This window comes from Mycobacterium interjectum, assembly GCF_900078675.2.
GTDB classification, from domain to species: Bacteria; Actinomycetota; Actinomycetes; order Mycobacteriales; family Mycobacteriaceae; genus Mycobacterium; species Mycobacterium interjectum.
The window spans coordinates 2,615,905-2,642,759 of record NZ_LT546237.1; the positions used below are offsets into that span (position 1 = coordinate 2,615,905).

The 26,855-nt window shown below is 64.1% G+C and carries 27 protein-coding genes; 18 read left to right on the forward strand and 9 right to left on the reverse strand.

Annotation, left to right across the window (positions count from 1 at the left end):
• Positions 1-2: 2 nt before the first annotated feature.
• Complete coding sequence (locus tag BN4348_RS46910) at positions 3-2,399, reverse strand: CaiB/BaiF CoA transferase family protein (RefSeq protein ID WP_066914553.1); 2,397 nt, start codon at positions 2,397-2,399, stop codon at positions 3-5.
• Positions 2,396-3,856: an aldehyde dehydrogenase family protein gene (locus BN4348_RS46915; protein WP_066914622.1), complete on the reverse strand. Its 1,461-nt coding sequence runs from the start codon at positions 3,854-3,856 to the stop codon at positions 2,396-2,398. The genes BN4348_RS46910 and BN4348_RS46915 overlap by 4 nt, the downstream gene beginning before the upstream one ends.
• Before the next feature lie 261 nt (positions 3,857-4,117).
• Here BN4348_RS46915 and BN4348_RS46920 point away from each other — a divergent pair, with 261 nt between their 5' ends.
• From BN4348_RS46920 to BN4348_RS46955, 8 genes are read left to right on the forward strand one after another with little or no spacing between them, the layout of a single operon-like run.
• Positions 4,118-5,290, forward strand: coding sequence for a cytochrome P450 (locus BN4348_RS46920; protein WP_066914554.1), 1,173 nt, complete (start codon positions 4,118-4,120; stop codon positions 5,288-5,290).
• A complete protein-coding gene (locus BN4348_RS46925; protein WP_066914555.1) occupies positions 5,290-6,477 on the forward strand; it encodes an acyl-CoA dehydrogenase family protein in 1,188 nt (395 codons plus the stop codon). Before BN4348_RS46920 ends, BN4348_RS46925 begins: the two co-directional genes overlap by 1 nt.
• Positions 6,478-6,495: 18 nt before the next feature.
• Positions 6,496-7,071 (forward strand): FAS1-like dehydratase domain-containing protein, encoded by a 576-nt coding sequence (locus BN4348_RS46930; protein WP_066914556.1) that lies wholly within the window; start codon positions 6,496-6,498, stop codon positions 7,069-7,071.
• Complete coding sequence (locus BN4348_RS46935; RefSeq protein ID WP_066914557.1) at positions 7,071-7,484, forward strand: Zn-ribbon domain-containing OB-fold protein; 414 nt, start codon at positions 7,071-7,073, stop codon at positions 7,482-7,484. The genes BN4348_RS46930 and BN4348_RS46935 overlap by 1 nt, the downstream gene beginning before the upstream one ends.
• Positions 7,485-7,505: 21 nt before the next feature.
• The gene (locus BN4348_RS46940) at positions 7,506-8,627 is read left to right on the forward strand and encodes an acyl-CoA dehydrogenase family protein (RefSeq protein WP_066914558.1); all 1,122 of its coding nucleotides are present in this window, start codon (positions 7,506-7,508) and stop codon (positions 8,625-8,627) included.
• Complete coding sequence (locus BN4348_RS46945; RefSeq protein WP_066914559.1) at positions 8,624-9,076, forward strand: MaoC family dehydratase; 453 nt, start codon at positions 8,624-8,626, stop codon at positions 9,074-9,076. The genes BN4348_RS46940 and BN4348_RS46945 overlap by 4 nt, the downstream gene beginning before the upstream one ends.
• The gene (locus BN4348_RS46950) at positions 9,073-10,242 is read left to right on the forward strand and encodes a lipid-transfer protein (protein ID WP_066914560.1); all 1,170 of its coding nucleotides are present in this window, start codon (positions 9,073-9,075) and stop codon (positions 10,240-10,242) included. Before BN4348_RS46945 ends, BN4348_RS46950 begins: the two co-directional genes overlap by 4 nt.
• Before the next feature lie 23 nt (positions 10,243-10,265).
• Complete coding sequence (locus BN4348_RS46955) at positions 10,266-10,862, forward strand: TetR/AcrR family transcriptional regulator (RefSeq protein ID WP_066914561.1); 597 nt, start codon at positions 10,266-10,268, stop codon at positions 10,860-10,862.
• Between the two features lie 33 nt (positions 10,863-10,895).
• On the opposite strand, the gene BN4348_RS46960 is transcribed toward BN4348_RS46955, so the two are convergent.
• Positions 10,896-11,768, reverse strand: coding sequence for a helix-turn-helix domain-containing protein (locus tag BN4348_RS46960; protein ID WP_066914562.1), 873 nt, complete (start codon positions 11,766-11,768; stop codon positions 10,896-10,898).
• A 104-nt stretch (positions 11,769-11,872) separates the two neighbouring features.
• On the opposite strand from BN4348_RS46960, the gene BN4348_RS46965 reads away from it, so the two are divergent.
• The 7 genes from BN4348_RS46965 (at position 11,873) to BN4348_RS46995 (ending at position 18,138) form a co-directional block, all read left to right on the forward strand.
• Entirely contained in the window at positions 11,873-12,913 is a 1,041-nt protein-coding gene (locus tag BN4348_RS46965; protein WP_066914623.1) for a zinc-binding dehydrogenase, read from the forward strand.
• Complete coding sequence (locus BN4348_RS46970; protein ID WP_066914563.1) at positions 12,913-13,320, forward strand: nuclear transport factor 2 family protein; 408 nt, start codon at positions 12,913-12,915, stop codon at positions 13,318-13,320. The genes BN4348_RS46965 and BN4348_RS46970 overlap by 1 nt, the downstream gene beginning before the upstream one ends.
• Complete coding sequence (locus BN4348_RS46975) at positions 13,313-14,146, forward strand: SDR family NAD(P)-dependent oxidoreductase (protein WP_066914564.1); 834 nt, start codon at positions 13,313-13,315, stop codon at positions 14,144-14,146. The genes BN4348_RS46970 and BN4348_RS46975 overlap by 8 nt, the downstream gene beginning before the upstream one ends.
• A gap of 8 nt (positions 14,147-14,154) precedes the next feature.
• Positions 14,155-15,108, forward strand: a complete 954-nt coding sequence (locus BN4348_RS46980; RefSeq protein WP_066914565.1) for an LLM class flavin-dependent oxidoreductase — start codon at positions 14,155-14,157, stop codon at positions 15,106-15,108.
• Positions 15,109-15,123: 15 nt separating this feature from the next.
• A complete protein-coding gene (locus BN4348_RS46985; protein ID WP_066914566.1) occupies positions 15,124-15,675 on the forward strand; it encodes a hypothetical protein in 552 nt (183 codons plus the stop codon).
• Positions 15,676-15,716: 41 nt separating this feature from the next.
• Positions 15,717-16,949: a cytochrome P450 gene (locus tag BN4348_RS46990; protein WP_372513929.1), complete on the forward strand. Its 1,233-nt coding sequence runs from the start codon at positions 15,717-15,719 to the stop codon at positions 16,947-16,949.
• Between the two features lie 64 nt (positions 16,950-17,013).
• Positions 17,014-18,138 carry a dihydrodipicolinate reductase gene (locus BN4348_RS46995; RefSeq protein WP_235852769.1) on the forward strand — a complete coding sequence of 375 codons (1,125 nt, stop codon included), beginning with the start codon at positions 17,014-17,016 and terminating at the stop codon, positions 18,136-18,138.
• 35 nt (positions 18,139-18,173) lie between these two features.
• Here BN4348_RS46995 and BN4348_RS47000 read toward each other — a convergent pair whose 3' ends face one another.
• The 4 genes from BN4348_RS47000 to BN4348_RS47015 all read right to left on the reverse strand — a co-directional run bounded on the left by BN4348_RS47000 (position 18,174) and on the right by BN4348_RS47015 (position 21,920).
• A complete protein-coding gene (locus tag BN4348_RS47000) occupies positions 18,174-18,722 on the reverse strand; it encodes a hypothetical protein (RefSeq protein ID WP_066914568.1) in 549 nt (182 codons plus the stop codon).
• A 33-nt stretch (positions 18,723-18,755) separates the two neighbouring features.
• Positions 18,756-19,988 (reverse strand): cytochrome P450, encoded by a 1,233-nt coding sequence (locus BN4348_RS47005; protein ID WP_066914569.1) that lies wholly within the window; start codon positions 19,986-19,988, stop codon positions 18,756-18,758.
• On the reverse strand, positions 19,985-21,217 hold the full coding sequence (locus tag BN4348_RS47010; RefSeq protein ID WP_066914570.1) for a CaiB/BaiF CoA transferase family protein: 1,233 nt from the start codon (positions 21,215-21,217) through the stop codon (positions 19,985-19,987). Before BN4348_RS47010 ends, BN4348_RS47005 begins: the two co-directional genes overlap by 4 nt.
• Positions 21,218-21,350: 133 nt before the next feature.
• Positions 21,351-21,920: a nuclear transport factor 2 family protein gene (locus BN4348_RS47015; RefSeq protein WP_066914571.1), complete on the reverse strand. Its 570-nt coding sequence runs from the start codon at positions 21,918-21,920 to the stop codon at positions 21,351-21,353.
• Positions 21,921-21,995: 75 nt separating this feature from the next.
• Here BN4348_RS47015 and BN4348_RS47020 point away from each other — a divergent pair, with 75 nt between their 5' ends.
• Positions 21,996-23,606 carry a class I adenylate-forming enzyme family protein gene (locus BN4348_RS47020; protein ID WP_066914572.1) on the forward strand — a complete coding sequence of 537 codons (1,611 nt, stop codon included), beginning with the start codon at positions 21,996-21,998 and terminating at the stop codon, positions 23,604-23,606.
• Here the strand turns inward: BN4348_RS47020 and BN4348_RS47025 are convergent.
• The gene (locus tag BN4348_RS47025) at positions 23,603-24,043 is read right to left on the reverse strand and encodes a VOC family protein (protein WP_066914573.1); all 441 of its coding nucleotides are present in this window, start codon (positions 24,041-24,043) and stop codon (positions 23,603-23,605) included. The two genes, BN4348_RS47020 and BN4348_RS47025, sit on opposite strands and share 4 nt — an antisense overlap.
• A gap of 113 nt (positions 24,044-24,156) precedes the next feature.
• Between BN4348_RS47025 and BN4348_RS47030 the strand changes: the two genes are divergently transcribed.
• Entirely contained in the window at positions 24,157-24,945 is a 789-nt protein-coding gene (locus BN4348_RS47030) for an SDR family NAD(P)-dependent oxidoreductase (protein ID WP_066914574.1), read from the forward strand.
• Positions 24,946-24,965: 20 nt separating this feature from the next.
• Entirely contained in the window at positions 24,966-26,045 is a 1,080-nt protein-coding gene (locus tag BN4348_RS47035; protein WP_066914625.1) for an NAD(P)H-dependent amine dehydrogenase family protein, read from the forward strand.
• Here BN4348_RS47035 and BN4348_RS47040 read toward each other — a convergent pair.
• Positions 26,042-26,824 (reverse strand): SDR family NAD(P)-dependent oxidoreductase, encoded by a 783-nt coding sequence (locus BN4348_RS47040; protein WP_066914575.1) that lies wholly within the window; start codon positions 26,822-26,824, stop codon positions 26,042-26,044. The genes BN4348_RS47035 and BN4348_RS47040 overlap by 4 nt on opposite strands.
• Positions 26,825-26,855: the final 31 nt, after the last annotated feature.

Sequence of the window (26,855 nt, forward strand, 5' to 3'; positions counted from 1 at the left end):
CGCTACGCGTTCAGCACACGGTTCCCAATGACTCGTTGTTCACGCAGCGTGGCAATCTCCGCATCGGAAAGTCCGAGTGTCCCCAGCACCTCGGCGTTGTGCTGCCCGAGGGTCGGGGCCGCCGTTCTGTGATGATGCGCGGGACCCGGCGAAATGCGAAACGGCCAGCCCGGAAACCTCTGCCGCCCAGTGATCGAATGGTTGAGATCTTGATAAAAGCCGCGCGCCTCGAGCTGCTCGACGTCATACATCTGGTCGGCCGCGAGTAGTCGCTCGGCGGGCACGCCATGCTGGCCCAGCGTTGCCACCAGCTCGTCCGCGGGTTGCCTGCACGTCCAACTGGCAAGTATCTCGTCGAATTGATCATGGTTTTCCCGGCGGGCCGCTGCGGTCGCGAACCTCGCGTCGTCGCGCAGGTCGGCGCGGTCGATGACGTCGAGTACGGAAAGCCAGTCAGCATCGTCGCGCACCGACAGCGCGACCCACTCGTCGGGGATGCTGGTTGGGTAGACGCCCTGGGCGTATTCGCGGTGGCGATTTCCCTCGCGTGGCCGCACGGTACCAGTCAGCGAGTATTCGATGACGGGTTCGGCGGTCACCGCCGCACCGACTTCGATCTGCGCGACCTCGATGAGCTGCCCCTCACCGGTAGACCGCCTGTGCTCGAGCGCAGCCAGCAGCGCGATGCATGCGTGTACCCCCGCAATCGGGTCCGCGGGGCCCTGCAGATTGCACGGTGGTCCGTCGGCGTAACCGGTCGCGGCCGACATGCCCGCCACCTGTTCGATGTTCAGCGCCCAGCCGACGTAGTCGCGCCACGGCCCCTCCAAGCCGAACCCGGGCATCCGCACCATGATGACGTCGGGATTGATGTTCACGAGGGAGTCGTAGTCCAGACCGAACTGCTCGACCACGCGCGGGGAGAAGTTCTCCACCACCACGTCGGCTTCAGCGGCGAGCCGCCGCGCCAGTTCGAGACCGGCGGCAGAGGTGAGGTCCAGGGTGACGTCCCGCTTGTTGAGATTGGTCCCCTGCCACAGGGGCCCACGCTCGTACCAGTCATCGCCCTCACGCAACAGCGAGCCAGAGTAGCGGTGCCCGTCGGGGCGCTGAATGGATTCGACCTTGACCACGTCGGCCCCGAACGCGCCGAGATAGCACGTCAGGTATGCACCCGCCCAGAAGGTGCTCAAGTCGAACACCTTCAATCCGGCAAACGGCAGCGAGACGTCGAGGAGGTCGTTCCCCTGGCGGCGTGCGCGGTGTTCGCTCCACGCGGGCGCCGCAGCGGTTCGGAGGGAGGGAGCGGGCAATGGCGGCGGGACCGGTGTCCTCGAGAAGCGGAAAGGCGCTCCCGGTCGGGTGAATCGCCATCCGTCAGGTGCCGCCTCGATGAAAAATCCTCGCTCGGCGTACTGCGGACAGCTCAGGATCGTGTCGCCTTGGGTGACCGGCGCCGCGGGTATGCGCATGGCCTGACTCAATTCGACCAGGTCGGCAACGGACATCGAATCGAGGAAGGGCTGGGCCTTGGCGAAAAACTCGTCGCGCTCGGGGCCGCCAAGCATGATCGCGAGCTGATGCTCGCCGAATTCGGGCAACCCGACCATGGCGCACACGTCCAGCCAGTGCTGGCCGGTCAAACAGTTGATCCCGATCCAACCATCGGCGGCACGCACGATACCCAGCATCGGCGCGGCTTTGGAATTCGTCGGCAGGCCAAGGCTCTTCAGGCGCGCCGCCATCAGCATCGGGTAGGGCAGCGTCGACAGCAGCGCCTCGAACGCCGAAACGTCCACCTCGACTGGTCGGTTGGCCCCGGCCGCGACGATTCGCAGCGCCGTCAGCGCACCCAGGGCCGCATATCCGCCCGTAATGTACTCCGGGATCCGGGCACCCCCCTGGACCGGCGCCCGCCCGGGATCGCGCACATTGACCCAGCCCGCGGCCGCCTGCATTGTCAACGAAGTCATCACCCGGTCGCGCAGCGGCCCCTCCTGGCCGAAGCTCGAGATGCGGACGACGACGAGGTTCGGATTGATTTGGCCAAGTGTCGCCACGTCCAAGCCCCACTCCAGGCGGTCAGGCGCGCCTGCAGGCAAGTCTTCGACCAGTACATCGGCCTTCGAGATCAATTCGTGGAAGGTCGCGAGGCCGCTTTCCTGACCGAAATCGATTGTCGCACCGTGTTTTCCCGCGTTCAAATACTCGAAAAGCCCGCTTCGCTCCGGATCCGGACGCGCTGAGGGGAAGGGCCCCCAACGGCGCAACGGATCACCCGAAGGCGACTCGACCTTACACACATCTGCGCCCAGGTCCACAAGCAGCTTCGTGCAGTAGGGCCCCGCGATCTCGGAGGCCAGCTCGACGACGCGCAATCCCGACAGAGGCCGGTTCACGCGGGGATCCCGATGGCCTTCGGCTCCATGTAGGCCCGCAATCCCAGTACACCGCCCTCGCGACCAATGCCGCTCTGCTTGAACCCACCGAACGGTGCGTCTCCGGGAATGGTGCCATTGATCGACACCTGTCCGGTCCGGATCCGGCGGGCGATATCCACGGCGCGCCCGACGTCGGTTCCCCACACCGCACCGCCAAGCCCGTAGGCCGAGTTGTTCGCGATGGCCACCGCGTCGTCATCGTCGCGGTACCGCAAGACCGTCAAGACGGGCCCGAACACCTCCTCCTGGGCGATGTAGGAGTCGGCGGTCACCTCGGTGAGAATCGTTGGCTCGAAGTAAAAGCCGCTACTCAAATCCTTGGGCCGGGCTCCCCCCACCACCACGGTTGCGCCGTCGGCTTCGGCACGTTTGACGAATCCCTCGACGCGGTCGAGATGCTCACGGCTAATCAACGGGCCCATCGTGACCGCGGGATCGACGGGATCGCCGACCACGACTCCACGGGCCAGTTCGGCGAGCCGGTTCACCACCTCGTCGTGAATCGTGTCCGGCAGCAGCAGCCTGCTGTTGAGGATGCAGGCCTGACCGGCATGCATCGTGCATCCCTCGAACAACAGCCGCTCCAACAATTCGTCGCTGAGATCGACGTCGGGCAGCAGTATGGTCGCCGACTTGCCGCCGCATTCCAGTAGAACGCGCTTCATCGTGCTCGCCGCGCCCGCCATCACATCTCGGCCGACGGCCGAGCTGCCGGTGAAGCTCACCATGTCGACCCTGGGATCCAGCGTCAGGCTCCTGCTGGCCGCGACGCTGGTCGGTGTGACCACGTTGACCACACCCGGCGGGATGTCGGTGTCCTCGTCGATGATTCGGGCAAGGGCGAGCCCCGCCAGCGGTGTCAGTGGCGACGGCTTGAGCACGAGCGTATTTCCGGCCGCCAGCGCCGCTCCCAGCTTCATCACGTTGAGCGTGTGCGGAAAGTTCCACGGCGTCATGGCCGCCACCACACCGAGCGGTTCATAGCGCAACAGCGTGGTGCCCGCGGCGCCCCACGCATCTAACGGCGCCTCGGCGGGCTCCTCGGCAAGCTCGGCGGCGTGACCGACCATGAACACCGGACCGTCCACGTGAATCAGCCGCTCGTTTGCTGAGCAACCCCACTCGGCTTGCGCCAGGGCATACATCTCTTCGCCCCTGGCCAGCAACGCGTCGCTGAGCTGCTGCAGGCATCGGGCGCGTTCGCCGGGTGTGACCGCCGGCCACGGACCCGCGTCGAAGGCGGATCTCGCCGCAGCGACCGCCTGCCCGACCTGCGCCACGCTGGCATCGGGCGCCGTTCCGATCACCGCCTCGGTCGCCGGGTTGATCACGTCGTAACGCCCGCTGTCCGGGTCGGCCCATTGCCCGTCGATGTAGTGACCGCAAGCGTTGAGAAGCGACCGAGATCCAGCCATCACCTGTCTGCCTTCCTGACTGCCTGCTCGCAGGCGCAATACACGGCGCCCCTAACGAGAACTTACATACTTTGGCTCTGTGTACACAAGCCGTTGAGGCTCGTCAATCGGCAATTAACGGTGATTTTGCGGTATCTGGGCCGCGATTGACACGGGAGTCTGGTCTACGGTAGACACCTTGGAAACGGACATTCTTTTTAAATCTGTCCGACCAGCTCTCAGCGTTGAGGAAGGCCTGCGGTGCCCACTACGACTGTCCCCTTGCACTCACCCGACTTCTACGCGGGTGATCCGTACCCGACCTACCGGGAGCTGCGAAACACGACTCCTGTCGTATGGAACGACGTCACCAACTTTTGGGCGCTGTTGAAGTATGAAGACATCCGCTATGTTTCGGGCCACCCGCTGACCTTCTCGTCGACGCGCGGCATTTCGATCCCCGATCCCGCCCAGCCGGAACCCGTTCAGGAGGGGAACCTGATCTTTACCGATCCCCCGCGACACCGGCAGCTTCGCAAGCTCATCAACTCGGGTTTCACCCGCCGTCAGGTGCAGTTGCTAGAGCCCAAGGTGCGCGAGATCGTGAAAGGAATCGTCGGCGGGGTGGACCCGTCACGGGAATACGAATTCGCCGAGGAAATCGCCGCGCCGCTGCCTACTCGGATGATCGCCGAGATGCTTGGGGCCCCGCCCGAAGACTGGGAGCAGTTCCGCGCATGGTCGGACGCGGCGGTGGGCACCGCCGACCCGGACATCGAACTCGACTCGGTGGTCGCACTCGGTGAGCTGTACGAATACTTCACCAAGCTCATTGCCACACGGCGCTCCGGCGAGGTCAGCGGGCAGGACGACCTGCTGAGCATCCTGGCCGCGGCCGAGGTCGACGGGGAGCGACTCACCGACGCGGACCTGCTCAACTTCTCCTTCCTGCTGTTGGTCGCCGGCAACGAAACCACCCGCAACCTCATCGCACTGGGCACGTTGGCGCTGATCGACCACCCTGAGCAATTCGCGCTGCTGCGCTCGAAGCCCTCGCTGCTACCCAGTGCGGTCGAAGAGATGCTGCGATTCACCAGCCCCGTCACGCACATGGCCCGCCAGGCAACCCAGGACGTCGAGATCCGCGGCCAGCAGATCAAGGCCGGCGACACCGTCGTCATGCTTTACGGCTCCGCCAACCGTGACGAAGAAATATTCGGGCCCACCAGCGAAGAGTTCGATATCACCCGCAACCCGAATCCGCACATCGCGTTTGGGGCCGGCGAGCACGCCTGCCTCGGCGCGCAGCTTGCCCGGCTGGAGGCCAGGGTGATGTTCGAGGTGCTGCTGGGCGCCTTCCCGACGATCGAGCTCACCGGCGACGTGTCACGGCTACGCGCCACCATGGTGCCCGGTGTAAAACGCATGCCGATCCGACTCGGAGCAGCCAACTGATGAATTTCGACTACACGCCTGAGCAGGAACAGCTTCGCAAGGACTATCGGACACGCCTCGAGGCGGTGATGACCCCGGAACGCCGCGCGGCCGTTGCCAACCTCACCGAGGGCGGCGCGGCCATCAGCGAGTGCAGGCGCGCGCTCGGCGAGGCCGGACTGCTCGGCGTCGCCTGGCCGGTCGAGTACGGCGGCGGCGGGTTGACCGCGCTCGAGCAGTACATCTTCTCCGAAGAAGCGCGCAAGGTGAACGCCCCGTTGCCGATGATCACCCTTAACACCGTGGGCCCCACGCTCATTCAGTACGGCACCGAGGAGCAGAAGACCAAGTTTCTCCCCCCGATTCTCAAGGGCGCCATCGAATTCGCGATCGGCTATTCCGAGCCGGGTGCCGGCAGCGACCTCGCATCGCTGCGCACCACGGCCGTACGCGACGGCGACGATTTCGTCATCAACGGTTCGAAGATGTTCACCAGCGGCGCCGAGTTCGCCGACTACATCTGGCTGGCAGCGCGCACTGACCCGAATGCCAAAAAGCACAAGGGAATCACCCTATTCATTGTGCCGACGACCTCGCCAGGGTTCTCCTGGAAGCCGCTGCACACCATGCCGGGCGTGTCCACCTACTACACGTTCTACGACGACGTCCGGGTACCCGAGAGCGCCATCGTGCTGGGCGAGAACCAGGGATGGACGCTCGTGACCAACCAGCTCAACCTGGAACGCGCCGCGCTGGGTAACCTCGGTGCCCTCGAACCGCTCTTCAGCAAGACGCTCACATGGGCATCGACAACACCGCTCGACGACGGCATGGTCATCGACCAACCCTGGGTGCAGCAGGCCCTGGCCCGGGTGGAAGCACAAGTTGCCGCCTACCGGCTGCTGAACCTGCGGGTGAACTCAACGATGAGCTCTGGCGCACTCGGGATGGGCGAGGCGTCGGCGGCAAAGGTATTCGGCACCGAGCTCACCCAGCAGGTCGCCCGCGAACTGCTCGAAGTGGTGGGGCAAGCCGGTGTGCGTAAGGGCTCGGCGGCTCCACTCAAGGGCGAGCTGGAGAGCGCGTACCGCATGGCGGTCATCAACACATTCGGCGGCGGGGCCAACGAACTCCAACGCGACATCATCGCCATGGCCGGTCTCGGGATGCCGCGCGCACCGCGGGACATGCGGGCCAGCGCATCCTGAAAGGAAGGTCGACAACCAGTGACCGACACAACGAAGGACGAACTTCGCGAGCGCCTCGACGCGCTCATCGGCAAACCCATCAGTTCCGGGCAACCAACTAAGGCGCCAGATCCGGTGAATGCCGCAATGATCCGGCACTGGGCGTACGCGTTAGACGACATGAACCCCGCCTATCTGGATCCGGAATTCGCCTCTTCCTCCCGTTATGGCGGCCTCGTCTCACCCCCCGTCATGCTGCAGGCCTGGACAATGGCGCCGCCTAAGCTCGTCGGGATCCACGAGCGCGGTGGGGTCCCCGTGGAACTGAAGGGCGAAAACCCGCTGCAGTTCCTCACCGATGCCGGCTACACCGGCACCGTCGCCACCAACTCCGAGTTCGAGATCGAGCGATACCCGCGGGTCGGTGACGACATCACCGCCGAAACGGTGTTCGAGACGATTTCCGACGAGAAGAAGACGGCGATGGGTAACGGCTACTTCGTCACCTGGATCACGACCTACCGAGACCAGAACGGTGAAGTGGTTGGTCGCCAGCGGTTCCGGACGCTGCGATTCAAGACGGGTGGGGCCCCCGCCGGAACGGCTGGGGACTGATGGCCACCCGACTTGCTCCGTCGATCAGCCCCGACACCGAATTCTTCTGGTCGGGCCTCAAGGACCGTAAGCTGCTGATCCAGCGGTGCACCGACTGCAAGACATTGCGGGTGCCTCCCCGTCCGATGTGCGGGAACTGTCAGTCCCTCAACTGGGATTCCGTCGAATCGACCGGGCGCGGCACGGTTTACAGCTGGGTGATGCCGCAGTACCCCCCGCTGCCGTTCCTCCAGTACCCGTACGTGGTGGCACTGGTCGAGCTCGACGAAGGAGTTCGCATCGTGTCGAATCTGTGCGATATCGAGCCCGCGGCCATCGAGGTCGGCCTGCGCGTCGAGGTCTTCTACGAGAAGTTCGAAGCCATCCCGAGCGGGGACGAGCTGGTGCTGCACCAGTTCCGGCCCGCGCGCTGACCAACGAGGTATCAACCGAGCATGGACTTTTCCTTCACCGAGGAACAAGAGACCGTCGGCAAGGTGGCGCGCCAACTCTTCGAGCACCGCGCCACCCCCGAAGTTCTCACCGACCTGGAATCGGGCCTGAAATCCGGCAGTGTTCGCCACGACCAAGCGTTGTGGCGCGAACTTGCTTCGTCGGACTTGCTGGGCATCGCGCTGCCCGAGTCTGTCGGCGGCAGCGGGGGCGGATTCCTCGAGCTCGGTGTCCTACTCGCCGAGGTCGGGTGGAGTGTCGCGCCCGTCCCCGTCTACGCGACGCTCTTACTCGGCGCGGACACGATTGCGCGACACGGCAATTCCGCTATTCAGCAGCGATACCTGCCAACGGTGGCGACCGGCGAGACGATCCTGACCGCCGCACTCGCCGAACCGGGCAACTCCGACCCGACCGCGCCGCGCACCAGCGCGCGCGCCGCCGGCGACAGCTGGATCCTGGACGGTAGCAAGGAACTCGTGCCCGCCGCGCAGCTCGCCGACGCCATCGTCGTTTCGGCCCAGACGGACGACGGCCCCCGCCTGTTCGTCATCGACACCACAGCGGACGGCGTCGTCGTCAACCCGGTAAGCACCACCAACGGCGAGCCCTACGCCGACGTCGAATTCGCCGGCGCGCTAGGTCACCGACTGAACGGCAGCGGTGCTGAGGACGCCGTCGGCTCGCTGTACACCAGGGCGCTCGTCGGGCTGTGCGCGCTCCAAGTCGGCGTAGCCGAACGAGCGCTGGGGATCGCCGCTTCCTACACCACCCAACGCGAGCAGTTCGGCAGGCCGATCGGCTCGTTCCAGGCAGTGCAGCAAAGGCTGGCCGACGCCTTCATCGATGTCGAGGCGATCCGCTGGACCACCTGGCATGCGGCCTGGCTAATCTCCGAGGGCCGGCCCGCCGGTCGCGAAGCGGCCATCGCCAAGTTCTGGGCGGCTGAGGCCGGCGCACGCGTCGTCGCGTCCGCCCAGCAAGTCCACGGCGGCATGGGCATCGACGTCACCTATCCGCTCCACCGGTATTTCCTGTGGGCCAAGCAGATCGAGCTTTCGCTGGGCTCGGCCTCCCAACAACTCGCCCGCCTCGGCGCCGCATATCCGGAAGGAAACAAATGACCTCCACCGTCGACCGCACCACCACACTGGCATGGAACTCCATCAATGTCGGCGACGAAGTCACCCCGATGGACGTTCCGGTGACCACCACGCTGATCGTCGCCGGCGCCATCGCATCGCGCGACTACATGCCCGTACACCACGACCGCGACTTCGCCAACTCCCAAGGATCCAAAGACATTTTCATGAACATCCTGACGACAAACGGGCTCTGCGTGAAATTCCTACACGACTGGGCGGGCCCCGAGGCGATGATCAAGAAGCTGTCCATCCGCCTGGGCGTACCGGCCTACCCGAACGATCCGATGCGGTTCACCGGGTCCGTCACCGACAAATCATCGACCGACGGCGAAGGACTCGTCGAGGTCACCTTCAAGGGCACCAACAGCCTCGGCGACCACGTCTCCGGGACCGCAGTGCTCAGCCTCCTCCAAGGTGTCAAGGCATGAGCGACGGCATCGGCGGCAAGACGGCGCTCGTCGGGATCGGCCAGACCGAGTTCTCCAAGGAATCGGGCCGCAGTGAGATGCGACTGGCCTGTGAGGCAGTCATCGCCGCGATCCGCGACGCCGGCATGCGGCCCGCCGACATCGACGGCATGGTCACCTTCAGCGTCGACGACAACGAGGAGATCGAGGTCGCCCGCAATGTCGGCATCCGGGACTTGACGTATTTCACCCGCGTTCCACACGGTGGCGGGGCGGCCGCGGGAACCGTCATGCAGGCCGCAATGGCGGTCGCGACGGGCGCGGCTAACGCGGTGGTGTGTTACCGCGCATTCAACGAGCGCTCTGGGTTTCGCTTCGGCGGCGCCGGCCGCCAGCCGGGCGTGACACCACTATGGATGGCGCCCTATGCGCCGTTCGGGTTCATGACGCCGGCCGCCTGGGTCGCGTTGCACGCTCAGCGCTACATGACGACATACGGCGTTACCAACGCCGATTTCGGCAAGATCTCCGTCATCGACCGCAGGCACGCCGCGAAGAATCCCGACGCTTGGTTCTATGGCAAGCCGATAACCCTTGAGCAGCACCAGCATTCGCGATGGATCATCGAGCCGGTGCTGCGGCTGCTCGACTGCTGTCAGGAGAGCGACGGCGGGGTTGCGTTGGTGGTGACGAGCGTCGAGCGCGCGCGAGACCTCGCCAAGCCGCCCGCCGTCATCACCGCCGCCGCACAGGGCGCCGCCCACGACGGCGAGGTGATGACGAGTTACTACCGCGAGGAGATCACGGGGCTGCCCGAAATGGGTGTCGTCGGTGACAAGCTATGGCGCGATTCCGGTCTTAAGCCCCAGGACATTTCGACAGCTTTCCTCTATGACCACTTCACGCCGTTCGTCTTTACCCAACTAGAGGAACTGGGCTTCTGCGATCGAGGGGAGGCCAAGGACTTCGTCTCAGTCGATGAGTTGTCGCTCGGGGGCCGCATGCCGATCAACACCAACGGCGGGCTGCTCGGCGAGGCCTACATCCACGGCATGAACGGCATCACCGAGGGCGTCCGTCAGGTGCGCGGCACCTCTTACAACCAGGTCGACAACGTCGAACATGTGCTTGTCACGTCCGGCACGGGCGTTCCGACGAGCGGTCTCATTCTCGCGCCGGATCGCTGAGTTCGCCGATGCAAGGGAGCCTGATGACCCGTGCGACCGCCGTGGACACCCGCGCGGTGCTCATCTCTGCCGCCTTCACGTGCTTCCGAACGCACGGGCTGCGAAAGACGACGATCGTCGACATCGCCCGGGCCGCGGAGGTGTCCCGGAGCACGTTCTACGAGTACTTCCGAGACAAGGAAACAGTTGTCGAGGCCTGCGCGGAGGCGGCGTCGCAGGGCTTCTACCGCAAGCTGGCCAGGGCAATCGAGCGCGACGGCGGCAGCACCCTCGAGGACAAACTGGCCCGGGCAGGCGTCTTCGTCACCCAGGCCCGCCGACTAGTGGAATCCGAGTTGTATTTCGACCAAGAACAAGTCGACCTGATGCTGACGAAGAATGCGTCGACCCTGCTCCGCGAATGTGGCGAATTTCTCGCGCCGTACATTTCGGCGGCGAGGCTGACCGGTGAGGTGCGCAGCGATCTCGACATTCGGTCGGCATCGGAGTGGTTTGCGCGAATCTTGTTCTCGTTGTTCACAACCCCGTCGCCCTACCACGACGCTAACGACGTCGCGGTGGCCGACTTCGTCCGCTCCTATGTCGTGCGGGGATTCGCCCATGACCGACGCAAGAGGTAGCAGCGGGTAGCTCTGGAACCCGCCTGCCCCACGTCACGGCGCTCTGTGGCCTCTCACTCGGTCGATCTCGCGCAGCAGCGGATCCGCCGCAGCGCGGATTTCGCTCATCGTCATAACGCGTAACGGGTGGATCCCGAGAATGAGTCGCACGTGGCCTCTCTCGTCCAACACGGGCGCGGAGATGGTGGCAACCGGGAGCGCATCACGTGCGCTGTCGCCGGACAGCAAGTTCGCCGAAATGAATTCGACGCGCAGTTGGTCGACGACGGAGCGCAGGTTGTGGGGCACTCTCTCGTTGGACAACGTTTCGATCGCATGAGCCGCCTGCGCCAGCGCCGGGGTCATCCAATCGATGTCATAACCGCGGTCTCGCGTCTGGGCCAACACTGCGCGAAGGCGCTCGGCCAACGACGTGTCTCCTGCCGCGCCGCGCTGAATCCACGATTCTTGCTCGCTTGGGATATCCCAAGCGGCGCAGGCGATCCCGAACGGCGGGGCGTACGGGATACGCTCGTAGGAAGCGACCGGCTTAGTGGACCCGTCAGGAGTTTCGAACGCGGTAATCACCAGTTCATCTCCATTGCGCTCGACTACCGAGGCCGGCGTACGGGTGGTCTCGGCGAGACGGCGGATGGCCTCGCGGGCGACGGCCAGAAGTGGGCGCGTGGCTTCGAACCTCTCCGCGATGAGGGCAACAGTCAGGCCAAGGACAAATTTTTTGGAAATGGGATCCCGGGTCGCCCAACCGCGGTCGCACAGAGTCTTGAGTATGGAGTGTGCCGTCGCCTGAGAAAGACCGAGCTCGCGGGCGACGTCGGAAAAGCGGTGCCCGCCACTTTCCGGCCGGCTGAGCAACTCGACGACATCGAGGACACGCTCGGCCGGCGCTGAAGTGACTCCGCGCATCTTGACTCCCTTCGCGCCGCATCCTACGGTCGACTCAGTAATCAGATAAAAATTTCTCTAATAGTAGAGAATATCTCATGAGGATGTGACAGCCAGTGCGGGCCGTGGTGCTGCGAGGCGGTGAGCTTACGGTTCGCGAGACTGCCGATCCCGTTCCCGGACAGAGCGATTTGCTGCTCAAGACCCTCAGCACCGCGATCTGTGCGTCCGATGTGCACTACATGGACCATCCGGAGTTGGCGGTCGACGATCCGACGGGTCGGTCGCTCTATGACCCCGACCGCGACATCGTCTTGGGGCACGAGTTCGTGGGCGAGGTCATCGGCCACGGCCCTGGTTGCGGCGATGGCTTCCCGATCGGGGCCAGGGTGACGTCGATGCCGATCCGGTTGGTGGACGGCGGCGCCGGGGGTTTACGCATCATCGGACAGCACCCCGAGGCGCAGGGCAGTTTCGGAGAGTTGCTCGTGGTACCCGAGGCAACGGCGAGGGTTATAGAGGGTTCGGTGTCCAGCGATGCGGTCGCCGTTGTCGACGCCTTCGCGGTCGGCGAGTTTTATGTCCGCGCCTCGAATTTGCAGCCCGGCGAGATCCCGATCGTCGTCGGCGCGGGTGCCATCGGGCTTTCGGCGGTCGCTGCGCTCAGCGCGCGCGGGGTTGATCCGATCATCGTGTCCGACTTCAGCGCCGAGCGCCGCGAACTGGCCCACACGGGGTTCGGCGCGCATGTTCTGGTCGACCCGGCACAGCAGTCGGTGTTCGAGGCCTTCCGCAAGGTTCGTGCCGAACGGCACCTGGCCGGCTCCGCCGTGGTATTCGAATGCGTTGGTGCTGCGGGTCTCATCGACAAGATTGTCGCGGAGGCGGAGTTCTCGTCGCGCATCTACTGCGCGGGTGGCTGGTACACCGGCGACACCCTCAACATCACCGCAGCCACACGAAACGGTCTCACGCTGCAGTTCGGTGGAGGGCCCCTGCCGCAGGACTGGTACGGCGTTTTGCACGCGGTCGTCGAGGGGAAGCTCGACCCACTGCCCAGCGTCGGCAAGATCATCGGTCTCGACGAGGTGCCGGCGGCGCTGGAGGCGGCGCGGCGGTCCGAAGGGCCGCCCCGCGTGGTGATTCACCCGAACGGTGACCTCTGATGTCGGACCGCGACGACATTTTCGACCTGACGGTCCGATACGCAACGGCAATCGACAGTCAGCAATATTGGCTTCTCACGAGAGTTTTCACGGAGGATGCACGCGTCGACTACGGTGTGGTCGGCCAGTGGGCCGGTGGCGCAGAGGTTGCGCAGTTTATGGAGGCAGTCCATGTCGGTGCGGCGCACACGATCCATCGAATGACCAACCAGGCCATAGCAATAGACGGGGACACGGCGACGATCCGCACCTACGTCGACGCACTGATCCTGATGGAGGACGGCTCGGGCGCGAACCCCGTCGGTTACTACGACGACCACGTCGCACGGACGCCGGACGGTTGGCGGATCGACCACCGTACCTACACATCGGTTCGGCTCGCTGCAGTGACGGGCGCCCATGGGTGATATCGCACAAAGCTACGGACCGTGGGCGGTGGTCGTCGGCGCGTCCGACGGGTGCGGCGCGTTGTTCGCCGAGCGGTTGGCGCAGGAAGGGGTGAACGTTGCGCTCGTCGCTCGTCGCCAGCACCTTCTCGACACGGTGGCCGGGGCAATTCACGAGCGCACCGGTGTCGAAACTCGGGCTCTCGCCATCGATCTCACCGAGGCCGACGCCTCGCAGTCCATTATCGACGCCACCGCAGACCTCGAGGTCGGCATGCTGGTGTATTGCGCCGGCGGGGATCCGAATTATCAACCTTTTCTTGCCAATCCGGTATCGGCAGCCGAAGCCCTGCTGCAACGCAACTGCCTGGTGCTGATGCGGTTGTGTCACCATTTCGCGGGCCTCATGGTTGAGCGTGGACGGGGCGGCATCGTGAACTTTACTTCGGGCGCCGCGCTGGCCGGTGGCCGAAACATGGTGGCATACGGAGGAACCAAGGCCTTCGACATGGTTTTCACCGAGGGGCTCTGGGCGGAGTTGCACGACAAGGGCGTTGACGTCCTGGGTCTGGTCCTCGGCATGACCGACACACCGGCTCTGCGGCAACTGGAGTTCGAGCGCGGCCGACTCAAATCTCTCGACGAGATTCCCCCGGGCGCGGTGACCGCGGCGAGCGTCGTGGATGAGGCTTTCGCCAACCTTCGCAACGGACCGACGATCGCCACGGGCGATGACGTCCAGATGGCGTCTGAACTTTTCAAGTCCATGTCGCGCAACGAAGTGGTTCGTCTGATCATGCAGGCAAGTGCCGAAGTCATGGGTTCCGACGCACGGCAGCGGGGTTAGACAGGGCTATGTTCACCCTTCGCTTCGACATGCGAGCGCCCTCCATCGGAGCGCCGGCCACCGAGTTGTACGCCGCGGCCACTGAGATGTCGGCGTGGGCCGAGCAGCATGGCTGTATCGCCGTCGTACTGTGCGAACACCACTGTGCAGACGACGGTTATCTGCCGTCGCCGTTGCTGCTCGGCGCGGCCATCGCGGCTCGCACGAAGCAACTGATGCTGAACCTGACGATTTTGCTGCCGTTCTACGATCCGGCACGGCTGGCCGAGGACATCGCCGTGCTGGATCACATCAGCGCGGGCAGAGCCACCTACGTATTCGGAATCGGATATCGCGCTGAGGAATACGATCACTTCGGACTCTCTATGTCCGACCGCGGTAGGCTGGCGGACGAGAAGCTCGCCGTACTACGCCGCCTCCTGGCCGGCGAAGAAATCGAACACGGTGGCAGGCGAATGAAGGTCACCCCACGACCGCGCACGCCGGAAGGTCCCATGATGAGCTGGGGCGGTGCCAGCCTGGCAGCCGCCCGGCGTGCTGGACGCAACGGTCTCGGGTTGCTTGCCAACGGCGGAGTGCCCGGAATGCGCGATGCCTACGAAAAAGCATGCCGCGACAACGGGTTCGAGCCCGGCTTCGTCCTCATCCCCGAGCGTAATGCGGCGACCAACTGCTTCGTCGCCGAGGACGTCGACGCGGCGTGGGACGAGATCGGCAAGTACCTCCTGCACGATGCGATGGCCTACTCAGAGTGGAACCCCGACAACGCCGTGTCTGCCAACATCACCACCGCCACGACCATCGACGAGCTTCGCAATACGTCGTCACATGTGATCCTCTCGGTCGACGAAGCGCGGAAGCGCATCGCAGCCGGTGAGGTGTTCAACGTCTCGCCGCTATGTGGCGGGATACCGCCCGCGATCGCTTGGCCCTATTTAAAGAGATTCGCCGAGCTGCACTAGCCGAAAGGACATGAGATGACTCGGGACCGCGTGGCGCTACACGAAAGGATTGCCTTCGCGAAGTGGGAGGGCTATGCAAAACCGATTGAACGCAACCGCCACGTTACCTTCGGCGACGAGTTCATCTGGGCACCCAATTCTGTGATGATGAGTCCCCTGTTCAACGACGGTGTCCCGCAGTCGGCAGCCGACATGCTCTCCGACGAGGTCGCGGCGGCCGTCGCCAAGTATGCGCCGGACGGCGATATTCTCACCCCGGAGTGGCGCATGTGGTGGAAGCACATGCCGGACTACCGGCTAATCAGCCCATTCGAATGTGTGGCCGGCGATTGGGGCTTCTCCTCCTGCGACACCTATGCGGGGACACTTCCCGACGGGACACGGTTGGAACTGCGGGAATGGGACTACATCTGGACCGACGAGAACGGGCATATCACGCGCTGGGACTGGTTTGTCGACTCGGCCGAGTGGAAATCGTTGCTTGCACTGATCGGGCTCGAGCCCGACGGGCTGACTAGCCAGGAGTACACCATCAACTTCCTGAAGGAGGGCGGCGTGGGGGCCTAGCGCTCCAGCGCAGGGGCGTTCGCGATTCTGAAAAAACCATGATGTCAATGAACGATCAATCTGGCACGTCTCTGGGATCTGTTCACTTCGATCCCTTCTCGGATGAGTTCTTCAACGATCCGTTCGAGACCTACCGCCAACTACGCGATCGGGCGCCGGTCTACCACAGCACTCAGTACGACTTCTGGGCCCTTTCTCGCTATGAAGATGTCGCGAGCGCAATGCGTGATCACGAACAGTATTCCTCCGCAAAGGGTGTGACCCTCGATCATTTCATCGATCCTGACGCGATGATCCCGCAAGGGGTGATCATCATGATGGACCCTCCGCAGCACACCAGAATGCGGTCGCTGGTGAACAAGGTATTTACCCCGCGTGCGATCGCCAAGCTCGAGCCGATGATCCGGAAGGTGATCGACACAATCGCGCGAACCATCGATGTGACGTCGTTCGACATGGTCGAGGACTTCTCGGCGCTGTTCCCCGTCGAGATCATCACCACGATGTTGGGGGTGCCGCCGGACGGTCGCCAGCAGATCCGGCACTGGCTCGACGCACTGCTGGAACGCGAGCCGGGAAACATCAGCACGACGCCGCACGGCCGCGAGTCGGCGGTGACCATGTGGAGGTATTACTACGACCTTGTCGTCGAGAAACGCGCCAACCCGCAAGACGACATGATTTCGCGCCTCACCCAGGTCGAGGTCGAACGCGATGACGGCACCATGACCCGCCTCGACGACATGGAGATTTCGGCCTTTGCGTCGTTGCTCGGTGGTGCGGGCGCCGAGACGGTGACCAAGCTGGTCGCCAGCGCCGCAGTCGTGTTTGCGCGACACCAAGACCAATGGCAGGCACTACGGCGAGACCGAAGCCTCATCCCCGCCGCCTTCGAAGAGCTGTTGCGTTACGAGGGACCATCGCAATACGACATCCGTTGGAGCAAAGTCGATGTCGAGCTTCACGGCACGGTGATACCCGAGCACAAGCCGGTGATGCTCATCAATGGTTCGGCCACCAGGGATGAGCGTGCGTTCGTCGACGCGGATCGCTTCGACATCTATCGTCGGCACTCAGGCCACAACCTCGGATTCGGCTACGGAATACACAGCTGTCTCGGCGCGGCACTGGCGCGCATGGAGGGACGCATTGCCATCGATGCCCTGTTGGACTTGATCCCCGAGTTCGAGGTAGACGTCGCGGGCCTGCAACGGGTCAAGATGCCGAATGTCTTCGGCTGGGGACGCGTACCCGTACGTGCGGTAGCGCAATGATCCGCCGTAACCGTGGAGCACGACGATGTCGGCTCTTGAAACAACGCACATAGGAGACTGAACGGTGGCAACTGAGAAATCCGGAAGGTATCGCGTTGTTCACGTAGGTACGGGACTGACCGGGAAGGAGGCACTCCGGGCAATCATCGATGATCCGGCACTGGAACTCGTCGGAGTGAAAGTGTCCACGCCCGAGAAGGCCGGAGTCGACGCGGGTCGCCTGTGTGGCCGAGCGGATGTCGGTATATCGGCAACCGACGATCTCGACGCGGTGCTGGCTCTCACGCCGGACTGTGTTACCTACTGTGCCACCGCCGTCCGGCGCGAGAACGACGCAATCGCCGACATCGTCGCCTACCTCGAGGCGGGGATCAACGTGGTGACGATCTCTACGATCCCGATGGTCTACCCGCCTGCGGCGCCGCCGGAGTGGCGTGCGGCCGTAGAAGCCGCAGCGGCGAAGGGTAATTCGACTTTCTACGCCACCGGCGCCGAGCCGGGCTTCGTCAGTCTCAACATCCCTACCGCCCTGCTTGCCGGCGCCGGAACCGTCGAGTCCTATCGGATGGACGAATACGCGATCGACCTCGACAAGTCCTATCCCATTTGGGATGTCCTGCACGAATCCATGGGGTTTGGAAAGCCAGACGGGCACGTGCCCGCTCGAATCGCGTCGGGCAAGGTTAACCACGATTGGCAGACGGTGGTGCACTACATCGCCGACATCCTCGGTCTGGAACTAGACGGAGTTGAACTGGATTGGGAAACGTTGCTTGCGCCAACGGATCTGGAAACCGCAATCGGCGTGATTCCGGAAGGGACGATATGCGGGCACCGTTGGCAGCTCGCCGGCGTCGTCGATGGTCGTCCAGTGGTCGCGGTCCAGTACTTTGCGACGGTAAGTTCCACACCCTGGCCGCAGCGATGGCCGAGGCCGTCGAGGGAAGACCAAGGTGGCATGGTCATCCGAGTCGAGGGGCGGCCCAGTATGTGTTTGGAGCTGTACTTCGAGCAATCGCCCTCGGATCGGGTCAATCCGGGTGTCGCGGTTACGGCGCTGGCTGCGGTCAACTCCATACCCGAGGTCGTCGACGCCGCACCTGGCGTGCTTGGCTATCCCTTGGCGGGTCCAGCAGTCGTGAGCAGGCAATCACGAACTAGATCTCTCCCTTACACCGCTACCCGCTGATGGCGCGGTCGACGACCACATCAAGGCGCCAGACCTCAGCCCACAATGCTGCCTTCACGCAGGAAGTTCACGGTGTAGGCCTGATACGTCAGGCTGTCGCGATCGAGGCCGATGAGATCGAGGAAGGGGTGCCACTCCCGGGAATCGACGAACCAGTCCCAACGGGTTATGTGGCCCTCGTCGTTGGTCCACACGTAATCCCATTCGTGAAGCTGGAGCACCGTCCCGTCGGCCAGCGTTCCCGCGTAGGTGTCGCGGACTGCGAACCCCCAATCGGCAGAGGTGCACTCGAACGGAGTGACGATTCGAAAGTCCGGCATGTGCTTCCACCACATGCGGAATTCGCATGTGAGCATGTCGCCGTCGGGCGCGTACTTCTGCATGGCCGCGAGAACCTCCTCCGACGCCAGGTCGGCCATCACGTGATCGGCGCCGCCGTTGAACAGGGGGCACATCATCACAGCGTCTGGTGCGTAGACCCACTCCTCGCCGTAGCTGATTTTGCCGATCTCCGGAGCCTTCGCGTAGGCCTCCCACTTCCCGTGTGCGATCCTGCGGTGTAGAGCCACGCGATCAGAGGTCATCTTTTCCCGCTTTCATAAAGGAGCGAACAAAATTCAGCCCCGCTTGCGCACGGGAACATTGGCCCAGCCGAAAACATTCGACATGGCCACCCGGCGCAACCCGCCGCGGTCGACTTCGTACTCGGGGATGAGGTCGAGCAGCGCGTCGAGAGCGATGCGGCTTTCCATCCTCGCCAGCGCCGCCCCCAGACAGCTGTGGATGCCGTAGCCGAAGGCGAGATTGAAGCCCATCCTGCGCTCACGGTCGATGTCCAGCCGATCGGGTTCCGGGAACATCCGTTCGTCGCGCGTCGCGGAGCCGGTGACGAGCAGCACGGCGCTACCTTGGGGAATCACCTTGTCGTGCAGCACAACATCGCGGGTGGCGGTGCGAATCTGGTACTGCGACGGCGCCTCGTAGCGCAATAACTCTTCGATCGCCGCGGGAATCTTGCCGCGGTCCTGTCGTAGCTTTCGCCACTGGTCGGGAAAGTCGGCGAAGGCCACCATGGCGTTACCGATGAGCTTCGTCACGGTCTCGGCTCCAGCGCCTCCGAGCATGGTCGCGAATCCGGTGATATCTACGTCGGTGAGTTTCTCCACCTGACCGTCGCGCTCGATCTCGGTCTCGATAAGCCGGCTGATCATGTCGTCGCGGGGTTCGGCGCGCCGCTGCTGAACAAGATTGTAGTAGTAGATACCGGTCTTCGTCGATGCCTCGAAACCCTCAGCAGGCACCGCGATCTGACCCGGGCGCCGTTCGAGCAACAGGTCGAGCCAGTGCCGGATCTGGTCACGATCCTGCTTCGGCACCCCGAGCATGGTGGTGATGATCTCGTTCGGAAACAGGGCCGAGAAGTCGGCCACCACGTCGAAGGAAGACGGGTCGATTGCGTGGATTCGTTCGTAGACCTTCTCGCGCACCATGTCTTCCAGCGCGGCAATGGCGCGCGGGGTGAACACGCTGCTGACCAGCCCGCGCATCTTGTTGTGTTCCGGCGGGTCCATCGAAATGATCACTTTCGGCACGGGTAGGGCATCGTCATGCGCGTGCACCATGTCCAGCGTCGCGCCCTTTGCCGACGAATATGTTTCGTGGTCCTTGGTGGCGGGCGCCACGTCTTCGTACCGGGTCAGAGCCCAGAAATCCCACCTGGCGTTGTAATAGACCGGAGCCTCGTCCCGTAGCCGCCGGTAGGTGTCGAACGCCCCGTTGAAGAAGTCTTCAGAGAACGGGTCGAATTCCACGGGGCTGCCGGCGACTTCGTGTGACGTCGTCGCGCTCATAGGATCGCTCCGGTCTCCTTGTAAGCCGCGATAGTGGCCCAGTCGAAGCCTGCCTCCATCAACACTTCTTCGGTGTGCTGGCCGTGCTCGGGCGCCCCTGGCGGGACCACGGCCTGTTCGTCGAACTGGACGGGGTTGGTGGGCAGCGAGTACGGCGAACCGTTCATCGTTGTTGTGCTGGCGATATAGCCATTCGCGGTCACCGCCGGGTCGTGGCACAGCTCCCCCGGCGTCTGCACCACGCCCCAGGCGCCGGAAAGGTCCGCGAGCGCTTCGCGCCATTCGGCGAGTGTACGTTGGGCAAACGCTTCGTCCATCAGCGCTATGAGTTCCGTCCGGTTGGCGAATCGCGTTGCGGCCGCGGCAAATCGCGTATCATCGACGAGCTCGGGTAGGCCAATGGCGCGCATCGCTTCCGGGTAGAACTTGTCGAGTTGCAGCATCATCAGCTGGACGTAGCGGTCGTCCTTGGTGCGGTAGGTCCCCACCAACGGATTGGGCGAGTCGGCGTGGCTGTAGCGCGGGACGGCGCTGCCGCCGTGGATCTGGCTGACGGCGACGTCGGGGCTGAGGTTCCATGCCGCCAGCCCGAGCAGGGAGACATCCACGACGGAACCCTCGCCGGTGGTCGCCTTTCGGTACAACGCGGCCGCGATCCCACCGGCGATCGTCATTCCTCCGAGCAGGTCGCCGAAGGCGGGTCGCGAGCGGACCAATTCCTCGGCGTCCTCGGTGAGTATGGTGGCGATGCCGCCGCGTGCCCAGTAGGAGACGCCGTCATAGCCGGGCTTGTCGGCATCGGGCCCCTTCGGACCGTGGCCCGACCCGCGCACGTACACGATGCCAGGGTTGGCGGCTCTGATGTCGTCGACGTCGATGCCCATTTTCTTGCGCCGGCTGGGCAGGTAGCTGGTGAGGAACACATCGCAGGTCGCGGCCAGCTTGCGGATAACGTCTTGGCCGCCGGGAGTACTGAGATCGACGCCTATCGACTTCTTCCCTCGATTGGGTATCTCGATCATGTAGTTGACCGTGCCGCCGCCCCCGTCAACAATGCCCATCGTGACCAGTCCACGCTGTGGATCGCCGCCGTCACGCGGCTCGACCTTGATGACCTCGGCCCCCCACTCCGCCAGGACGGCGCCGGCCGACGGCACGAAGGTCCACGCGGCGACCTCCAGCACGCGGACACCGCTGAGTACTTTGTCGACGGAAATCACGGCCTCCACTGGTCAAAACGGCACGGGTGCGAACGCACCGATAGGTCTGCAACGGCGATAACGCCAGTTTGCATTATCCGAGAATGTCAGTTCTATGCGGTTTTGTAAACCACGCCGACCGACCGGCAACCCGGACCTAAGGCTACGGACGTGCCGACAGCCGTTCGGGCAGCGCCGGATCTCCCTCGGCCCAAAATGCCTGCCAAGTCGGCATGCGTTGGGGCATGGCCGCGCGCAACGGAACGTCGGCCGGCCAGCGCATGAACTCCGGCCCCGGGCGCTCCGTCACATCGACTGAATACCAGGGGTGCTCGCGTCGCTTCACGAAATACCACTGGCCATCGCGGCGTTCGTAGACGTCGTCGTAGCGCATCGTGATCACGTACCACCCGTCGCCGTCCTCGTGTTCGGCGCGGCAGTAGACCGATCCGGTCGCGTGCTCGGCGTCGACGAAGTCAAACTGGTGGCCGCAGATCAGGTGGATGCTGCGGTAGAACCGCCGGAGCACCTGGTCGTACCAACGCTTCAATGCATCCCGGCCGCTACCCTCCGCGCCGGCGCCGACATCGTCGACGAACAGCGCCACCAAGGCGTCGAGGTCCCGGGCGTCGAGGGCCATCGCATACCTGCTGGGCAGCTGACTGATTGCCAGACTCGACTCCACCTGGTCGAACCTGTCGCCAGCTGCCGAACCCCGCAAATCTGTGGCCATGGCCGAATTGTAAGTCGGAGCCGGTCGGTGAGAACCGGTGTTACCGTTTTTCGGAAAGCCTACTATCCTGCGCTCATGCCCTTCCCGACGATCTCACCCACGATCCCCGCGCTGGTGAGGTTTTGCGCAGCACGCTACGGAGACAGGCCGTTCCTAATCGCCGACGGGCGGAGATTGACCTACGCCGATCTCGACCGGCGTTCAGCCGCACTGGCCGCTGCCCTATTGGCGCAGGGCATCAGCAAGGGTGACCATGTCGGCATCCTGATGCCCAACAGCGTCGACTGGGCGCTGGCGTGGTTTGCCGCCACACGCATCGGTGCGGTCGCCGTTCCGCTCAACACCTTCTATAAGTCCTCCGAACTGGCCTGGACTGCGCGCCATGCGGACCTGAACGCGATCTTGGCGTGGTCGCGGTTCCGCAATCACGACTTTTTGACCCGGCTGGAAGATGCACTGCCGGGCCTCGCTGGCCAGGACCGGCCAGGTCGCATCATGGTGCGCAAGGCCCCCTTCCTGCGGACCGTCGCGGTGTGGGGACCGTCCGATCGGGCCTGGACAACGAGGCTCCCCGCCGACGGCGCGCTGCCGACCGCCGACGCCGACTTCCTCGTCGACGTGGAATCCTGCGTGACACCGGCCGACGAGGTGATGATCATCTACACCTCGGGCAGTACCGGCGACCCGAAGGGGCCTGTGCACACCCACGGCACGCTGGTCCGCCACACCTACAACCTCACGTACATGTACTGCGTCACCCACGACGACGTGATGTTCACCGCCATGCCCTTCTTCTGGGTGGGCGGGCTGATCACCGGATTGCACGCGGTGATCCACCACGGCGCAACCTTGGTCACCCAGCCCGCTTTCGACGCAACAGAAGCGCTGGAACTCATGGAACGTCACCGCGCGACGATCGCGCTGGGTTGGCCGCAGCAGGGCAAGACACTAGCCGAACATCCAGACTTCTCGGCTCGCGATCTGAGTGCGGTGCGCCGCACCAGCATGCCCGCGATGGTGCCACCCCAGCGTCAGCCCAAGGGCTCCAGTGGCCTGGGAATGACCGAGCTGTGCGGCAATCACCTCGGGGTCGACCCATATCTGGCGCAGCCGGCAGAACGCTCGGAAACCGGCGGCCTACCGATAGACGGGCTGCATCACCTGCTCGTCGACCCGGACACTGGACAGCCGACGCCTATTGGCACGCCAGGCGAGATCTGGGTTCGCGGATATTCGTTGATGCAACGCCTGCACAAGCATGAGCGCGAGGACGTGTTCACGCCCGACGGCTACTACCGGACCGGCGACTGCGGCGTCCAGTACGACGACGGGTGGATCAGATTCACCGGCCGCCTGGGCGAGCTGATCAAGACGAGCGGCGGCACCAACGTCACACCCAGCGAAGTCGAACTGGCACTGGCCGACTGCGACGGCGTTCTCGAGGCATACGTCGTCGGTGCCGACAGCGACGACGGGACGGTGGTCGCCGCGGCGGTGGTGCCCCGAGGCGAATCGACACTCAATGGCGAATCTCTGCGAGAGCAACTGCGCGCGCGGCTCTCGGCGTACAAGGTGCCGAAGTTCATCTGGGTCACCGCAAAACAGGACCTCCCTTTCACCGCGACGGGGAAGGTGAAGAAGTCGGAATTGGCACGGCAGCTCAGCGGGCTTTTGTCGGCCCGCTAGGGCGTGATCGGTTGCCCGTCCGGCATGTTCGTGCTCATCAGCGTCAACGGGATCCCGAACAACGGCTCGAGCTTGACTTCGGTCAACTCGAAGCCGTCGCCGTCGTGGCGCTGCCGGAAGTCGGATTTGGCCCCGTGCCGCGCGGCGATGTTTTCGGCCGCATCGCAATCCTTCGTACGCACGACCACAGAGAACAGCCCGTCGCCGTTGCGGGCCAGAAAGTCCGATGCCGTACCCGCGTCGGTTGGCGCGGCCGCGGTGGGCGCGATCAGCTCGAATCCGCGATCCCAGTCGAGGCGGATCTGCAGGCCGAGGTGCTCCAGTTCGAAAGCCTGGAAATGAAAACCCAGAGCGCTCAGGTAATCCGCGGCAAGGTCGAGGCGCTCGAGGCCGATCGCGAAAACGACGTGGTGCAATAGCGGCAGTGCCCGGGACATGTGAACGACTTTACGACGTCGGAGAAGGAATACCTTCCGAATTCGGAAACATTGATTCTCATTGCGGTAGATTTGCGGCTGCATACGCACACATCTGCGCAGAGAGGCGCGTCGTGGCACTGGAACAGTTCAAGCTAGACGGTCAGGTTGCGATAGTCACCGGCGCCGGGCGAGGAGTCGGCGAGGGCATCGCGAAGGTACTCGCAGAAGCAGGTGCCACGATCGTCGGCACGGCCCGAACGACTTCCGAGGTGCAACGGACGATCACGGAAATCGAAGAAGCGGGCGGAAAGGGCCTTGCGCTCACCGCCGACGCGCTCGAACGCTCCGACAGCGAGCGTGTGGTGCGGACCGCGGTCGACGAGTTCGGCCGCATCGACATCCTCGTCAACAACGTCGGTTTCGCCACCTACGGACCGTTTCTGAGCCTCACCGACGATAACCTTCGCCAGACGTTCGACTACTGCGTTACAACCGCGTTTGTCATGAGCCAGCTCGCCGTGCCCCACATGTTGGATGTGGGGCGGGGCTCGATCGTCAACATCTCCTCCGGGGCCGGTCGATTCGGAATCCGCGGATTACTGCCCTACTCGGTGGCCAAGGGAGGGCTCGAAGCACTGACCCGAGCCATGGCACAAGAGCTCGCTCCCAAGATCCGCGTGAATGCCATCGCCCTGGGTGCATTCATGACGACCGGGCTGCAGTCGAGCTTCGACCTGATGCCCGGCTCCCAGGAGAAATTGAAAGAGTTGACGCCGCTGCATCGCATTGGTGACGTCGCAGACCTCGGCCGGCTGACGTTGTACCTGTGCACCAGGGATTGTTACGCCACCAATTCGACCTTCATCGTCGACGGTGGCCTGCAAGGGCCGAATTCATCACTTCCGATCCCCGATCTGTAAGAAACCGAGGAGCAGTGGCCATGCCAGACAAGGTATTACGCGTAGCCGTCATTTCGACCGGCGGTGTGGGCAGCATCGCGGTGCGGGCGATCAACCGCCGAGCGCACCTCGACCTGGTCGGGGTGTGGGTGCACAGTCCCGAGAAGACGGGCCGCGATGCCGGTGAGGTCGTCGGCCTTGGCCCCATCGGCGTGACGACCACATCCGACCTCGACGACATCATCGGGCTGAGGCCAGACTGCGTGGTCTATGCGGCGTTGGGCGCCGACCTGGACGCGGCCGCAGTTCCCGACTATGTCCGATTCCTAAAGGCCGGCATCAACGTCGTCACGACCAATACACCGGGGATGATGTTTCCCGACAGATGGATTCCCGATTTGGCAGATCAAGTGCGCGCGGCGGCGCTCGCCGGCGGCGTCACGATATACACCTCGGGTATCGAACCGGGTTTCGCCGGTGATCAGTTCGCCGTCGTGCTGTCCACCCTGTCCAACACCATCCGGTCGGTCCGCGCGCAGGAGATCTTCGACTACTCGGCGTACCCCAATGAGTACTCGATGTTCGACGCGATGGGCTTCGGTCGTCCGCTCGACTTCACGCCGCTGCTCGAGCTGGAAGGCGCACAGCGGTTCGCATGGGGACCACCGATCGGTCTGGTGGCACGAGCCCTTGGCGTCGAGCTCGACGACGTAACCGAACGCTACGAGCGGGTGATCACGCCACGCGACCTGCACGTGGCGTGCGGACTGATACCTGCCGGCACCTGTGGGGCGGTGCGCGCCGAGACCACCGGTGTCGTCGGCGGCCATCCGGTGATCACCATCGAACACATCAACCGCATGGCCCCCGATCTCGCACCCGAATGGGCGTCCGCGCCGCACGGCACCTACCGCATCGTCATCGAGGGCGAACCGCACATCCACTGCGATCTTCGTTTCGGTACCGAACCGACCGCGCAGTCAGCGAACGACGATGCCATGGAGGCGACAGCCATGCGCGTGGTCAACGCCATCCCATACGTTGTCGATGCCGCCCCCGGCATCGCCACCTCGCTGGATCTGCCGATCACCGCTCCCCGCAACGCATTTGATTTCGGCTAGACGGTGAACATCGGGCCCCGAGGCGCGCCCCTCACCTCGTTGCCGCCGTCGATCGCAAAGCTCTGCCCGGTCATCCAACTCGACTCGGGGCCGGCGAGGTACCGGACGCCGGGCGCGATATCGTCGGACACCCCAAGCCGGCCCAACGGGACACGTTCGAGGAAGCTGCTGGTCAACTCCTCCAGGTGGATGTAGCCCTGGGTAGTGGCCGCCTCGGTCAAGCCCGGCCGGACGGCGTTGACGCGAATTCCTTTCGGCCCGAGTTCGGATGCCGCCACCCGGATCATCATCTCGAGCGCGGCCTTGCCGGCCGAGTAGTGCCCCAGTCCCTCCATCGGGATCTTCGACGACGTCGACGAGATGAACACGATCGACCCGCCGTTGGTCATGAGCGGCGCCGAGTAGCGCATCGCCAGGAAATTGGACCGCAGATTGCCCATGACGAAGTTGGTGAAGGTCTCGAGGTCCTGCTCGATCAACGGACCCGTGCCCCCGATGGCCACCGTACCGACGACGATGTCCAGCCGCCCGTTGACGTCAAAGGCCGCCTGGGCGGCTGCCGCGACGGTCGCCTCGTCTTCCGGATCGCCCTTCTGGAGTACGATTTCGGCCCCCGGAGCTACGGCGCGGATGCCCTCGCGGGTCGCTTCCAGGCGCGTGCTCGACCTGCCGAGCAGGTATAGCGTGGCACCGTCGGCGGCCAACAGCTTGGCACTCGCCTGAGCGATTCCGGCCGAGGCACCCAGAATGAACGCGGTCTGTCCGTCAAGTACACCCATGCGATCGTAGAATACTCATTCTCAGTCAAAG